The 13,966-nt window shown below is 40.3% G+C and carries 13 protein-coding genes; 4 read left to right on the plus strand and 9 right to left on the minus strand.

What is annotated here, in order from left to right; genetic code table 11:
* Window positions 1–37: 37 nt before the first annotated feature.
* From OCV60_RS09745 to OCV60_RS09755, 3 genes are all read right to left on the minus strand, one after another.
* Entirely contained in the window at window positions 38–1,363 is a 1,326-nt protein-coding gene (locus OCV60_RS09745) for a sensor histidine kinase (RefSeq protein ID WP_262530105.1), read from the minus strand.
* 1 nt (window position 1,364) lies between these two features.
* Window positions 1,365–2,108, minus strand: coding sequence for a LytR/AlgR family response regulator transcription factor (locus OCV60_RS09750; RefSeq protein WP_021943684.1), 744 nt, complete (start codon window positions 2,106–2,108; stop codon window positions 1,365–1,367).
* A gap of 892 nt (window positions 2,109–3,000) precedes the next feature.
* Entirely contained in the window at window positions 3,001–4,224 is a 1,224-nt protein-coding gene (locus OCV60_RS09755; protein WP_262530106.1) for an SLC13 family permease, read from the minus strand.
* A 245-nt stretch (window positions 4,225–4,469) separates the two neighbouring features.
* On the opposite strand from OCV60_RS09755, the gene OCV60_RS09760 reads away from it, so the two are divergent.
* From OCV60_RS09760 to OCV60_RS09775, 4 genes are all read left to right on the plus strand, one after another.
* On the plus strand, window positions 4,470–5,348 hold the full coding sequence (locus OCV60_RS09760) for a YitT family protein (protein WP_021943687.1): 879 nt from the start codon (window positions 4,470–4,472) through the stop codon (window positions 5,346–5,348).
* A gap of 109 nt (window positions 5,349–5,457) precedes the next feature.
* On the plus strand, window positions 5,458–6,330 hold the full coding sequence (locus OCV60_RS09765) for a transporter substrate-binding domain-containing protein (protein ID WP_021943688.1): 873 nt from the start codon (window positions 5,458–5,460) through the stop codon (window positions 6,328–6,330).
* 65 nt (window positions 6,331–6,395) lie between these two features.
* Complete coding sequence (locus OCV60_RS09770) at window positions 6,396–7,106, plus strand: amino acid ABC transporter permease (RefSeq protein WP_021943689.1); 711 nt, start codon at window positions 6,396–6,398, stop codon at window positions 7,104–7,106.
* Window positions 7,090–7,914 (plus strand): amino acid ABC transporter ATP-binding protein, encoded by an 825-nt coding sequence (locus OCV60_RS09775; RefSeq protein ID WP_021943690.1) that lies wholly within the window; start codon window positions 7,090–7,092, stop codon window positions 7,912–7,914. Before OCV60_RS09770 ends, OCV60_RS09775 begins: the two co-directional genes overlap by 17 nt.
* A 342-nt stretch (window positions 7,915–8,256) precedes the next feature.
* On the opposite strand, the gene sufU is transcribed toward OCV60_RS09775, so the two are convergent.
* The 6 genes from sufU to OCV60_RS09805 are packed head-to-tail and all read right to left on the minus strand — an operon-like array spanning window position 8,257 to window position 13,614.
* Complete coding sequence (gene sufU, locus OCV60_RS09780) at window positions 8,257–8,679, minus strand: Fe-S cluster assembly sulfur transfer protein SufU (protein ID WP_008399947.1); 423 nt, start codon at window positions 8,677–8,679, stop codon at window positions 8,257–8,259.
* Window positions 8,669–9,886, minus strand: a complete 1,218-nt coding sequence (locus OCV60_RS09785) for an aminotransferase class V-fold PLP-dependent enzyme (protein WP_173788844.1) — start codon at window positions 9,884–9,886, stop codon at window positions 8,669–8,671. Before OCV60_RS09785 ends, sufU begins: the two co-directional genes overlap by 11 nt.
* A complete protein-coding gene (locus tag OCV60_RS09790) occupies window positions 9,867–10,958 on the minus strand; it encodes a SufB/SufD family protein (protein WP_117785559.1) in 1,092 nt (363 codons plus the stop codon). The genes OCV60_RS09785 and OCV60_RS09790 overlap by 20 nt, the downstream gene beginning before the upstream one ends.
* A 13-nt stretch (window positions 10,959–10,971) precedes the next feature.
* Window positions 10,972–12,378: a Fe-S cluster assembly protein SufB gene (sufB, locus tag OCV60_RS09795; protein ID WP_021943693.1), complete on the minus strand. Its 1,407-nt coding sequence runs from the start codon at window positions 12,376–12,378 to the stop codon at window positions 10,972–10,974.
* 25 nt (window positions 12,379–12,403) lie between these two features.
* A complete protein-coding gene (gene sufC, locus OCV60_RS09800) occupies window positions 12,404–13,165 on the minus strand; it encodes a Fe-S cluster assembly ATPase SufC (RefSeq protein ID WP_262530107.1) in 762 nt (253 codons plus the stop codon).
* Between the two features lie 23 nt (window positions 13,166–13,188).
* Window positions 13,189–13,614: an RrF2 family transcriptional regulator gene (locus OCV60_RS09805; RefSeq protein WP_262530108.1), complete on the minus strand. Its 426-nt coding sequence runs from the start codon at window positions 13,612–13,614 to the stop codon at window positions 13,189–13,191.
* Between the last annotated feature and the right edge of the window lie 352 nt (window positions 13,615–13,966).

The raw sequence follows: 13,966 nt of genomic DNA on the forward strand, positions 1-13,966 counted from the left end.
TACCTAAAAAGGATCCTCAATATGTCAGAATATCCTTTTATATCTCATCTTTTTGCTGTAAAAAAATATCGACTGTTACCCATTCCGGATCTACGTTGTACTCCATTTTTCCATTATAGGATTTCACCACACGTTCCATATTCTGGATTCCGTATCCATGACCATCTCCCTCTTTGGAAGAATAAAATTCACCGCCAGCCAATGCTTTATAACGGCTGCTGTCATATGTATTCTTAATTTGAAAACTGATCATATTTTCATAACAGCCAGCTTTCATAATAACCGCTTTCCTATCATTCCCTTTCAGACACGCTTCCATTGCATTTTCAAGAGCATTCGCCAGAACTCCGCAAATGTCAATATCTTTGACACCCAGATTGCTTGGCAATCCACCATCAAATTGAAAATCAACATCTTTAAATTTCTGATCCCTTGTAATGCCAAATATAATAGAATCAACCATAAAATTTCCAGTATACCGAACCCGTTCTCGATTTAACTCTTTATCCTTCTGGGATAATTGTCCCATATATTTCTCCAATTCTGAATATTCTCCACCATAGACCAGACCTTCCATTGCTACAATATGATGTCTGAAATCATGTCTGAACTGCCGAACCTTCTCATAATCATCATGAACCTGTTCACCATATGCCAATTTCAATCCTAAACTTTCGCCATAAAGCCCTTCCGTTTCTATGTGTACATCATTTTGGTGTTTTAAACGATTTGAATATATGAAAAATGCAATAATACAAGCAACTGTTATCACAGAAGCAAAATATATAACGCCGTACAATCGAGCTCTGTTATCAGGACCTCCATATGTCATAAACATCATCATAACAATAAATAAAATGTATAATCCTAATGTTGCACCCAATAACATGATACACATAGCAAATGTTATCTTTCGTCCTAAATAGTCTTTGGATGGCATTTTCTTTTTGCATATAAGTGCTATTATCATTATAATAAAAAATGATATTACATTTTCCAATAAGGCAATTTTAAAATCATCATATATAAAATACCACCATATTTTTCCTTTAATTGCATATGATCCTATTGCCAATAGAAACGAATCTAAATAATTCGTTGCCACAATCGTAATCAAAAATAGGAGAATTTTGTTCCATACTATACCTGAATAAATCAAAAATAATTCCACTCCAAAAACTATTATCGCAACTATCTGATCATCACTATGTAAAACATATGACATCAAAACTAATAATCCAACCAGCACTATTAATCCCGTATATTTCCCAGTTTTCTCCTTAATCCGCCTATGAAAAATCAAATTAAAAATCACTAAAAACTTCAGTACTTCAATACTGTTAGTCAATAAATTTGTATACATATTAATTCCATTTCATCTTTCTTTTACAAAATTCAAAATATGCGTCTTCACACTTATTGTAATTCGCTCTAGGAATACTTAAACAGGCTCCATTTTTCAAAATAATCTCTCTTCCCATTCGTGAAATATAATCCATATTAACAATAACGCTCTTACTTATTCTTAAAAAGTCATTATTTAAATCTACCTCCCAGTTTTTCAATGTTTTTCTCAGCAATTTTTTATCTGACTCCAAATATCCACCATTCATTTTTCCTGTAGAATATTCCACAATTGTATATACATGTTCTGACTTTATCAAAATAATTCTATCTTTTTGAATATAAAAACTTCCATCCTCATCACGAATACTAATTATTGATTTATTTTCTAATGATTTTTCAAATATTTTCAACTTTGATATCAAAATATCATCATCTTTATAAAATTTTACTTTATCCACAAAACCAATTACATTTCTTCCAAACGCTTCATGTATCAATTCTTCATGACTTGTTAAATAAATAATACTGCTTTCATACCAATTTAACTCTAATTCATGTTTTAACCATAACCCGCTTTTTCCTGGCATTTCAATATCAAGAATAAAAAGATCGATTGCTCCCATATCACTTGATAAATTTTTCAACAAACTTTCTGCCGATGGAAAGGCATATATTGTCACCTTACTCAAAAAACTTTTCTTACATATTTGTGCTACTTTTTCTAATACTTCATGCTCATCATCACAAATTACTATTTTCATTACATTTTCACTCCCCCTTCAACAAGTATAATAAAATAATAAATTGTTTCTTTCATTTTTACAATAATTACTTAAGAAAACGACATTTTTCGACAAAAATAGATAAAAAAATAGCCCAATTTCTTGGACTATTTTTATGTTCTGTTAATGCCACCATTAACAGCCGCAGTCATTTTGTTTCTTTTGCTAGATATACAATTTTAACTATTATAAATTTTTCTGTTTACAATCCCCCTTTTATTAAAAGCCCCCTTTAGAATCATAAACTGTCATTGTTTTATATAGATAAATATTGTCTGTCAAAATATTTTTCCGCTCAACTTCATAATATTTTTATTTTCCCCAGCCTACAAATTTCTTAAGCCATTCCCAGATGCCAAGACCATATAACTCCATATTTTTCCCCTTTCCCTTTAAGCGCCATCCGTTATGTATTTCGTACGATGGTTATAGTTTAAGAGGCTATATGCAATTTTTCTATTTATTTGTTCTGAACCGTCGTTTTTTGTTCTGTAACAAAAGCTGCGTATAGGAATTGCACACATCTTGTCATTTTATTTACTTCAGAAGCATAAAAAAGTGCCCCGGATATGCCTGATATAAAATGCACAGCATACCCGGAGCGGGGTTGATTCTAATATATATTTATTTAGAAAAGATCCTTTACTTTCTGCCAGCATTTCATCGATCTGATCCTGAACCTGAATATCCATATTGCTTGTTTAACATGAAGAAAATGGAAGGATCTCTTATAACAAACGAAGAAGTTTCTTATAATACAAAAAAGCTTTGGCAGATACATTAAAAGAACTGACGACACACAAATCATTTTCTAAAATAACCGTCAGTGAGATCATCCATACCTCCATCCCTGCTGTTCTACTTGATTATGTTAAGAAAGCAAACGATAAAGAATCATCATTATAAAAAGGAAAATAACATTTGCAACTGTAAATTCCAGAAAATATCTGCCACGGAACGAGCGGTCTTCTCTTGCAACATATTTGAAACTGATCAGGATTGCCATTGATGCTATCAATGTTCCAAGTCCCCCGAGATTGGTTCCGATCACCAGCTCCCGAATATGGTCTGTGAATCCGGATAACAAAATCGCAGCCGGAACATTACTCATTACTTGACTTGCAATTACCGAAGTAACCACCTCCCGTCCGGTCAATATATCCGAAAGCAGTTGACTGAATGCCGGGATACGTCCAAGATTACCGATGAATATAAATAACGCGATAAAAATACATAACAGAGAATAATCAACCTGTGTCAGAATTTTCCGGTCACGCAGAAGCAAATATAAAATTACTAACGCGAAAGGCACACCATACGGAAGAATATGCGAAACCGCAAGCAGACTTATGACAAACAGAATAAGATATGCTGTAAATTTTTCAATCCATTCCGCATCCTTTTTCTCCCATTTTGAACCGGAAGCACCCAACGGATCCTTCTGTCTTTTCGTTGAAGCTTTATCTTCAGCAGAATCTAAGCCTTTGTTCTGCTTTATTTCTGTCTTTCCATCATGACTTAACTTTCTTTTTCGAACTATGGATGCCAGACCGATCCATGCCATTAACAAAGCAAATGCGCAGACTGTATACGGCAGCATGATCTTTAAAAACTCCGCAATACCTATACCTGCTTTTCCATACAAATACAGATTCTGAGGATTACCAAGAGGTGTCAACATACTGCCAAGATTCGCCGCAATCGTCTGCATGACAATTACTTTTAGCATCCATTTGCTATCAGTGTCCGGGTTCAGTTTCTTCATTATTATAATTGCAAACGGCACAAATGTAATAAGTGATACATCATTTGTTATAAACATCGACATAAAGAAACACAAGCATACAAGGATTACCGTTACTCCTCCGATCCCATGCACCTTTGCTAACAGCCGTTCTGCTAATTTATCAAACACATCAATATTCCTCAAGCCGGCAACGATACTCATAAGGCAGAACAGGATCGCCAGTGTCCGGAAATCAATATACGAAATATATTCTCTGTCAGGGACTACAAAAAATACTGATATCACTGCCAGCACGACCGCGATCGATAACACGGTTTCCTTCTTTATAAAATATAAAATCTTTTTCATCCTTCTAATCCTCTTAACACATATTTTCTGCTTGCATTATTGTACTGCATTCACTTCCGCCCCACAACCTGTAATTCTGCAATTTATGATCAAGTCTTCCTTATATTTTAGATGCTTTTTTACCGGAAATATTTTATACTCTACATATAAATATTTACAAAAGCGTTCCTGTCTTGATAGTATCAACAGGTTGAAGCTCATAATCTACACAAGCTGTACAAGCATTAATAAGGGAGGGCATGCATATGAATCTCAAAGACAAAACACTCTGGCAAAGAAATGCTGCTGCGATCGGCGGCATGGTTTTATTTGCCGCCGGAATCAACTTCTTTATCGTCCCCGCCAGTCTGTATAACGGCGGTGTCCTTGGTATCAGCCAGATCATACGAACCTTACTGATCCAAGTATTTCCATCGCTTGCATCAGGAACCGATATCGCAGGTATTATCAACTTTATCTTAAATATACCTTTATTTATCATGGCATATATCTCAATCGGCAAAAGTTTCTTCAGCCGGACACTGGTCTGCCTGATCAGTCAGACGATATTCTTAAGTATATTTCCAATTCCGGCTACACCTCTGGTCAATGACAGCCTGACTGCCAGCATTATGGGTGGACTTCTCGCCGGTACAGGAATCGGTATCTCCTTACGCTCCGGCGGCTCCAGTGGCGGTATGGATATCGTCGGTATGTTCTTTACCAAGAAATACAAAAATTTCAGCGTGGGAAAGGTATCTTTGACAGTCAATGCTGTTGTCTACGGCATCTGTGCAATCCTTTTTGGTATCCCGACAGCCGTATACAGCATTATCTATTCCGCTGTCAGTACTCTGATGACTGACAAAGCACATACGCAGAACATCAATACCGAAGTTGTGATCTATACAAAAGAAGAACCGGAAGCCATCCTTGATTACATCGTAAACGAATTTCACCGGGATGCAACCTGGTGGGAGGCGCGTGGTGGTTATACCGAAGAAACAACTTATATGATCGTTACGATCCTTTCCAAATATGAATGTGTTCATCTCCGCCGTGGACTGAAAACCATCGATGAACATGCCTTTGTTGTCGTAAAAGAAGGTATGCATATTGGCGGAAAATACGAAAAGCATTTATAAAACCTGCATAAAACCTGTAATTTTCAGCAATTTTTTGCATATATAAATTGCATTTTCCAAAACACAATGGTATATTTATTCAGAAAAGAATGAAAGGAAGTAATGAAAAATGAAACTTAAAAAATTTTTAGCAATTACTATGTCTGCAGCCTTGGCTATGACTGCATTAACAGCATGCGGAAGCAAAAACGACGACAGCAAATCTTCTGATAAGAAGACTGCTAAGGTTATTGAGATTGACCTTACAGATGAGGAATACGCTTTCGGCGTTGACAAAACACAGCCTGACTTATTAAAAGAGGTTAATACATTTATCGCAGATATGAATTCAGATGGCACATTTGAAGAGATCTGCAACCACTACTTCGGTGATGGCGAGCCTGTTGCTGTTGAATCAGCTACATTAGATTCAAGCAAGGATCAGTTAGTTGTAGCAACAAACGCTGCATTCGAACCATTTGAGTATACAAAGGGTGAGAACTACTACGGAATCGATATGGAGATCGCTAAGGCACTCGCTGACAAGCTCGGTAAGGAGCTGGTTATCCAGAACATGGATTTCGATGCTGTATGTCTCTCCGTTGGTCAGCAGAAATGTGATATCGCTATGGCCGGTCTTACAATCAAGCCGGATCGTGAAGAATATGTAGCTTTCTCAGATTCTTACTACAAGGCTTCCCAGAAGTTGATCGTTCCATCAGACAACACAGAATTTGACGAATGTAAGACCGCCGATGATGTAAATGCAATCCTTAACGCTAAGGATTCAAGTAGCAAGATTGGTTTCCAGACAGGTACAACCGGACAGTTCTACTGCGAAGGTGATGATGACTGGGGATTCGCTGGTCTTAAGATGACATCTACCGGTTATAAGAACGGTTCACTTGCAGTTCAGGATTTATTAAACGGAAATTTAAATTATGTTATCATCGATTCTGCTCCTGCTGCTGCCATTACAAAATCATTAAATGCTATGCAGTAAAAATATGCTATAAGAATCACGCGTTCCTCGCGTAAAGAAAATAAATGATATTGAAAGGATATTTCATGGGAGACATTTCAAGTAAAATACAAAAGTTCATAGAAATATTCATTGATAACAAAGGATATGTAAAGGTTGTTGAGGGTCTTAAGAATACCGTTATCATCGCCATAACCGGTCTGATCATAGGTATTTTGATCGGAACCATTATTGCAACTGTCCGCGTCATTCCAAAATATAAACGGCTGCCACGGGTTTTAGATGCGATCTGCAGCGTCTATGTCGGATTCTTCCGTGGGACTCCTATGGTCGTGCAGTTACTGCTGTTTTACTATGTTCTGCTCCCTATCGTAGGAGGTCATATGAGCGGTGTACAGGTATCAATGCTTGTATTTGGTCTAAACAGTGGTGCTTATATTTCCGAAATCATGCGAAGCGGTATCCTTTCTGTTGATCCCGGACAGATGGAGGGTGGCCGTGCCATGGGACTTAGCTTTGCGACGACCATGCGCAAGATTGTGATTCCTCAGGCAGTTAAAAACATCCTTCCTACTCTGGGAAATGAATTTATATCTCTGATCAAGGAAACATCTGTTGTAAGCTTTGTTGGTGCTACTGACTTATATGTAGCATTTAACTATATTGGTAGTAACAGCTACGAATTCATGATCCCATATCTGGTTATGGCACTGATCTACATTGTGATGGTGCTTCTGATCAGCCTTGGTATCAAACTTATGGAAAGGAGCCTGAGAAAGAGTGATAGACGTCATTAATCTTGAAAAACACTTTGGTGACAATGAAGTTTTACGAGGCATCAATGTCACAATCGATAAAGGCGATATAATGGTTGTAATCGGTCCTTCAGGTTCTGGTAAAAGTACATTTCTTCGCTGTTTAAATTGTATGGAAGACCCAACAGGCGGTCAGATCATCTTCAATGGTGTCGATATTGCAGACCCGAAGGTTGATATCAATATCCACCGTCGTCATATGGGAATGGTATTCCAGCATTTTAATCTGTATAACAACAAAACCGTTATTCAGAATATCATGCTTGCTCCTGTACTGGTGCGTTGTCAGGATCTGAAAAAAGCGAAGCGTCATAATCGTCTGCTTCCGCTCACGAACCTGTTCCGCAAGGAAAAGCAGGAAAAGCTTAATATCACAACCACAAAGGCTCAGATCGTTGCAGATGCAAGAGCAAAGGCAGAGGAGCTTTTGAAACGGATCGGTCTGGAGGATAAAGCGGATGTGTATCCTTCTACTTTATCCGGTGGTCAGAAACAGCGAGTTGCCATTATTCGTGCGCTTGCTATGAATCCGGATGTGATCTTATTCGATGAACCGACTTCTGCTCTTGATCCTGAAATGGTTGGAGAAGTTCTCGACCTGATGAAGGATCTTGCAAAAGAGGGAATGACCATGATCGTGGTTACTCATGAAATGGGATTTGCAAAGGAGGTTGCCAATAAAGTCCTCTTCATCGATGAAGGACAGATTCTTGAAACCGGCACGCCGGAAGAATTCTTTGGCAATCCAAAGAATCCTCGACTAAAGGATTTCCTTTCGAAAGTATTATAGACTGACTTGGCATTATAAATAAAAGATGATAGATACTCTTTGTTACGCAAAACGCTCTCGCTCTATTTTCACGTAACGGTACTAAGCTCCCGCTTATGCGGATCGCTAAGAACCGACGTGAATAACTGAGAACTTAGTGAGGCTCCGCCGAGGTTAGTTCGAAGTTACACAGCGTGAATAGGTTTGCTTCACAAAAATATCTATCATCTTTTATTTATATCCACTTTAATGGCTTTAACTTCATATATTAATATGTGCAAACCTACACCAGCGCGAATAACAGAGAACTTTAAAACAGCTACTATCTATGTCGTCTGACATATGACAGTAGCTGTTTTTCGTTTATTTTTTTAATGCTTCCTCCAGGGTATGCCAGCCAAGGACTGCGCATTTTACACGGGCAGGCATATGGGAGATATCTTTTAAGGCGGAGGCTTCTTCCAGTTCATCGATCTCTTCATCGGTCGCTTCGCCCTGTATCATCTTTAAGAAAAGTTTTCCAAGCTTCAACGCTTCTTCCTCGGTCTTTCCGACGATCATGCCAAGCATAATATCAGCGGACGCCTGTGAGATCGCACAACCGTCTCCGACAAATGCTCCGTCTTCGATGATTCCGTTTTCTACTTTTAATTTCAACCAAATATCATCCCCACAGTTCGGGTTTACACCTTCCAGTACAATGTTCGCATCCGGAAGATCATGCTTGAATTCCGGTCGGATATTGTGTTCCGTCAGGATCTCATTATAAAAACTTCTATTCTCCATATCCCATTCTCCTTCTGACATTTGCAACACTCTCTACAAATGCATCGACTTCTTCTATCGTATTGTAGAACATAAAGCTGGCTCTTGTTGTATTATACACCTTCAGATAAGTAAGCAATGGCTGTGCACAATGGTGTCCGGCACGAACATCGATACCATCTGCTGCCATGATCTCACTGACATCATGTGGATGTACATTGTCGATCGTAAATGCCACAATACCGGTATGGTTTGCAGGATCTTCTGAGCCGATCACATGAACATGCGGAATCTTTGCAAGTCCTTCCATCGCATGTCGGGTCAGTTCCAGTTCTCTCTGCTCGATTGTCTCAAATCCAATCTTATTAATATATGAAATTGCGGCTGCAAGTCCGGCTGCACCGGCTGCATTTACAGTTCCTGCCTCGAACTTATGCGGAAGTTCAGCCCATACCGCTCCTTCTGTCGTTACCGACTGGATCATCTCGCCACCTGTCATAAATGGCGGCATCTCTTCCAGTAATGCTTCTTTTCCATATAACACGCCGATACCCATCGGTCCCATTAGCTTATGACCGGAAAATGCAAGAAAATCCGCATCCAGATCTTTGACATCGATCGGCATATGCGGTGCGCTCTGTGCCGCATCTACTACAATAACCGCGCCGACCGCATGTGCAAGCTTTGCGATCTTCTTGATCGGATTCACACAACCGAGAACATTGGATACCTGTCCGATCGCTACAAGCTTTGTCTTCTCATTGATTCCTGCTGCAAGTGTCTCATCTGTCAAAGTACCGTCCTTCTCACAGTTCAGATACCGGACCGTTGCACCTGTCATTCTCGCTGCCATCTGCCATGGGAGAATGTTGCTGTGATGCTCCATGATGCTGACTGCGATCTCATCTCCTGCTTTCAAATGACTGCATGCATAGCTGTATGCAACAAGGTTCAGACTCTCTGTTGTATTTCTTGTAAAGATGATTTCTTTTTCAGAATCTGCATGAATAAAATCACGCACAACTTTTCTGGCATCTTCATATGCTTCTGTTGCTGCAAGGCTCAGCGGATAGAAACCACGAAGCGGATTTGCATTGCTTTCTTCATAAAAACGCTTCTCTGCTTCAATTACAACTGCCGGCTTCTGTGCTGTAGCCGCATTGTCTATATAAATGGTTTTATTTGTCTGTAATAACGGAAAATCCTCTTTATAATTCTTCTCTATCATCTGCCATTACCTCCGCAAGCTGTGCTTCTACCAGCTTCTGTGTCTGCTCATCTCCTATGTGGCGATATAACATCTCGAATTTGCCGCGGGTCATGATATCCTCCGCAGTCTCCTTGTCGATGCCTCTTGATTCAAAATAAAATAATGTCTCCTCATCCAGTTCGCCGATCGTTGCACCGTGAGAACCTTCTACATCCTCCTCTGCACAGAGAATGATCGGGATTGTCTTATTGATCACATCATCACCAAGCAGGAGTACATTTTCTGTCTCTGCGCCTGTGGATTCGGATGCGCCGTTCTTGAAATCGATCGTTCCACGAAATACTTTCTCTGCTGCATCCTTTAAGGTTCCATCTACCTGGATCTCACAATTCGTCTTCTTACCGAAGTGATTTATGATCAGGTTCACATCAATCTTCTGTGTCTTCTGTCCAAGGTAGCCGATCTCGACCTGTGTATCTGCTCCTGTACCCTTAAGATCTGTACGGATTCCGTTATAGAGATCACCTTTTCCGATAAAGATCTGAAGGATATCGAACTTTGCATTTTCATCGCAGACACAACCGATATCATTTAACAGAGTCTGTTCTTCATCCTGCATAAATACCTGTACCAGACGAACACGGCTGTCTTTCTTTGCCTGTATCATCGTACGATATGCCAGTGAACCTGCCTGCGCACTTTTCTTTGTAAATGTCTCAATTATGGTTGTATCCGTACCTTCTTCTGCCGTCAGATAACATGCACCTGCCGCAGATGTTGCTGTCGTTCCATCAACAGCCAGACGGATTGTTGCCTTCGCGTCTTTGTCCGAAGCAGTCAGAACTGTTTTTTCTGTCTGCGCATCTGCAAAGATCGGATCAGCCTCTCTTCCTGCTCCACTCTCAACTGTGACAAATTCTGCCGCATCCCCGGATATCAGGCTGTTTGTCTCTTTATCTTCAAATGTTTCCTCTACCGTCACCTTACATGGTGCTATCTCCGGATTCCATGAAACCTTTGTATCATTCATATGAAGCCAGTACCATGTTTTGGATGGAAGTTTATTAATATTGATCGTATTCTTGTCCATTGCTCATTTCCTCCTAACCTATACTGCCCTTCATTTCCAGACGAATCAGATTGTTCATTTCCAAAGCATATTCCAGCGGAAGCTCCTTTGATACGTTGTCCGCAAATCCACTGACGATACAAGCTCTGGCATCTTCCTCACTCATACCACGGGACATCAGATAGAATACCGCATCATCACTGATACTGCCGATCTGTGCCTCATGTCCTACATTTGCCTTTCTGGTACGAATATCCATCGCCGGGATCGTATCAGATCTTGAGATAGAATCCAGCATCAGCGACTGACAGGATACTGCTGCCTTGGCATTCTCTGCTTCCTTTGCTACTACAACGGAAGAACGGAAAGTACTGATACCTCCATCCTTTGAAATAGATCTTGTATTAATGTAGGAACTGGTATCCGGTGCACTGTGAACAACCTTTGCTCCGGTATCCAGATTCTGTCCTTTTCCGGCAAACGTAATACCGGTAAATTCCATCTTCGCGCCCTTTCCCTTAAGGATACTCATCGGATATAGATAGGATACGTGGGATCCGAAGGAACCGGAAACCCATTCGATCGTTCCACCTTCTTCTACAACTGCACGTTTTGTATTCAGGTTATACATATTCTTTGACCAGTTCTCGATCGTCGAATAACGAAGCTTCGCATTCTTACCGACAAATAATTCCACGCATCCGGCATGGAGATTTGCCACGTTATATTTTGGTGCAGAACAGCCTTCGATGAAATGAAGATCCGCGCCCTCATCCACGATGATAAGGGTATGTTCAAACTGTCCGGCTCCCGGTGCATTCAGACGGAAATAAGACTGCAACGGAATCTCTACGGATACTCCCTTTGGCACATATACAAAGGAACCGCCTGACCATACAGCACCATGAAGAGCTGCGAACTTGTGGTCATTGGGACGAACCAGCTTCATAAAATGCTTTCTTACCATATCTGCATATTCGCCATTTAATGCACTCTCCATATCAGTATATACAACGCCCTTTTCAGCTACCTCCTGACGGACATTGTGGTATACCAGTTCGGAATCATACTGTGCTCCGACACCTGCAAGAGATTTTCTCTCTGCCTGTGGGATGCCCAGTCGTTCAAATGTATTCTTGATATCTTCCGGCACATCAGACCATTTTGCTTTCATATTTGTATTTGGTCTGACATAGGTTACGATGTTGTCCATATTCAGACCTTCAATCGATGGTCCCCAGTCCGGTACTTCCATATTATTATAGATCTGCAGGGATTCCAGACGGAAGGTCTGCATCCATGCCGGATCATGTTTCTCTTTCGAAAGCTGCTCAACGATCTCAGGCGTCAGTCCTGCCTTGATCTTATAAGCATCTTTTTCATCATCTTTGAAGTCATATATATTTCTGTCTATGTCTTCTACATATGTTTTTTCTTTCATATCTATCGGATGCTCCTTTCAAAGACTACTGATTCTGCTCTGTCTTCTCATATTTTGCAAATCCATTCCGGTTGATCTCCTCTACCAGAGATGCATCACCGGTCTGTATGATCTTACCTTCTACCATAACATGTGTATGATCAACAGATAAGGACTCCAGAATCTTCGTGCTATGGGTAATGATCAGAAGACTGCCCTTGCAATTCTTCTGGTATTCTTCGATACCGGCAGATACTGTTCTTACAGCATCAACGTCCAGACCGGAATCTGTCTCATCAAGGATTGCAAGTGAAGGCTTCAGCATCAGGAGCTGTAAGATCTCTGCCTTCTTTTTCTCACCACCGGAAAATCCGACATTCAGATCACGTTCTGCATAGGATGGATCCATCTGAAGGATCTCCATTGTACGCTCCAGCTCTTTCTTGAAATCATATAAACGCTGTCTTTTTCCTGTCTTCTGCTCCAATGCATTTCTGATAAATGAACTTAAAGTCACACCCGGAACCTCTAAAGGATTCTGGAAGGACAGGAAGATTCCTGCTTTCGCCCGCTCATTGACAGGCGCCTCTGTAATATTTTTACCCTGAAACCAGATCTCTCCGCTCTTTATGGTGTATCTTGGATTTCCCATGAGTGCATAGCCAAGTGTTGATTTACCTGTTCCGTTTGGTCCCATGAGAACGTGTGTCTCACCTTTTCCGATCAACAGATCCACACCGTGAAGGATCTGCTTCTCCTCTACATCTACATACAAATTCTTTACATTTAATAACTGTTTCTCTGACATATTCGTGCCTCCTGTATATTCATCTATTCTTTCACTGTTTTCTCAGCTTTTCCTGCCACATCGGCAAGCGTCATATTATCAAAATAATTATTGATCAGATCGGCAAGTCCCTGCCAGATCGGTAATGTATAACATAATTCCGACCGGTCACATGGTACTGAATCATCCTTCAGGCAGGATACCGGTGCAAGGGTCCCTTCCGTCAGCTTCAGAATCTCGCCTACATTATATTCTTCCGGTTCCCTGGTCAGACGATAGCCACCTCCATGTCCGCTTGCCGCTTCGATCAGATGTGCTTTTGACAGCATCCGGGTGATACTTTCCAGATATTTCTGTGACAGCTCTTCGTGTTGTGATATTTCTTTTAATGGTATAAAACTGCCATCATGATTTACCGCCAGATAAACCATAACGCGTAATGCATACCGTCCTTTTGACGAGATGACCATAGTATTTCTCCCTCTTTCCAAATTATGCTACAAAGATAATATTCCTATTCACCTACCATGTCAATAGGTGAATAATATTTTTGTTGCTTTTTCGACTGTAAACCTTTAAACTGGAACAGTGTCGGCAGATGATTTTGAAATTAATATTCATCATGTGTAAACAGTTCTGACATTACTAACCAGTGGACGCTTCCGCTCGTTTCCCCGCTGTGTAACTTCGAACTAACCTCGGTAAACCTCGCTAAGGTCTCAGTTAGCTCTGCAACGGTACTAAGATGCCGCTTAAGCGCCATCTACACCACAAGGGTGCGCTTTCGTTCTAAGCTCGTGCAAGCACTCACTAAGTACGAAA

The organism is Coprococcus ammoniilyticus, from assembly GCF_025567345.1.
Taxonomy (GTDB): domain Bacteria; phylum Bacillota; class Clostridia; order Lachnospirales; family Lachnospiraceae; genus Coprococcus; species Coprococcus ammoniilyticus.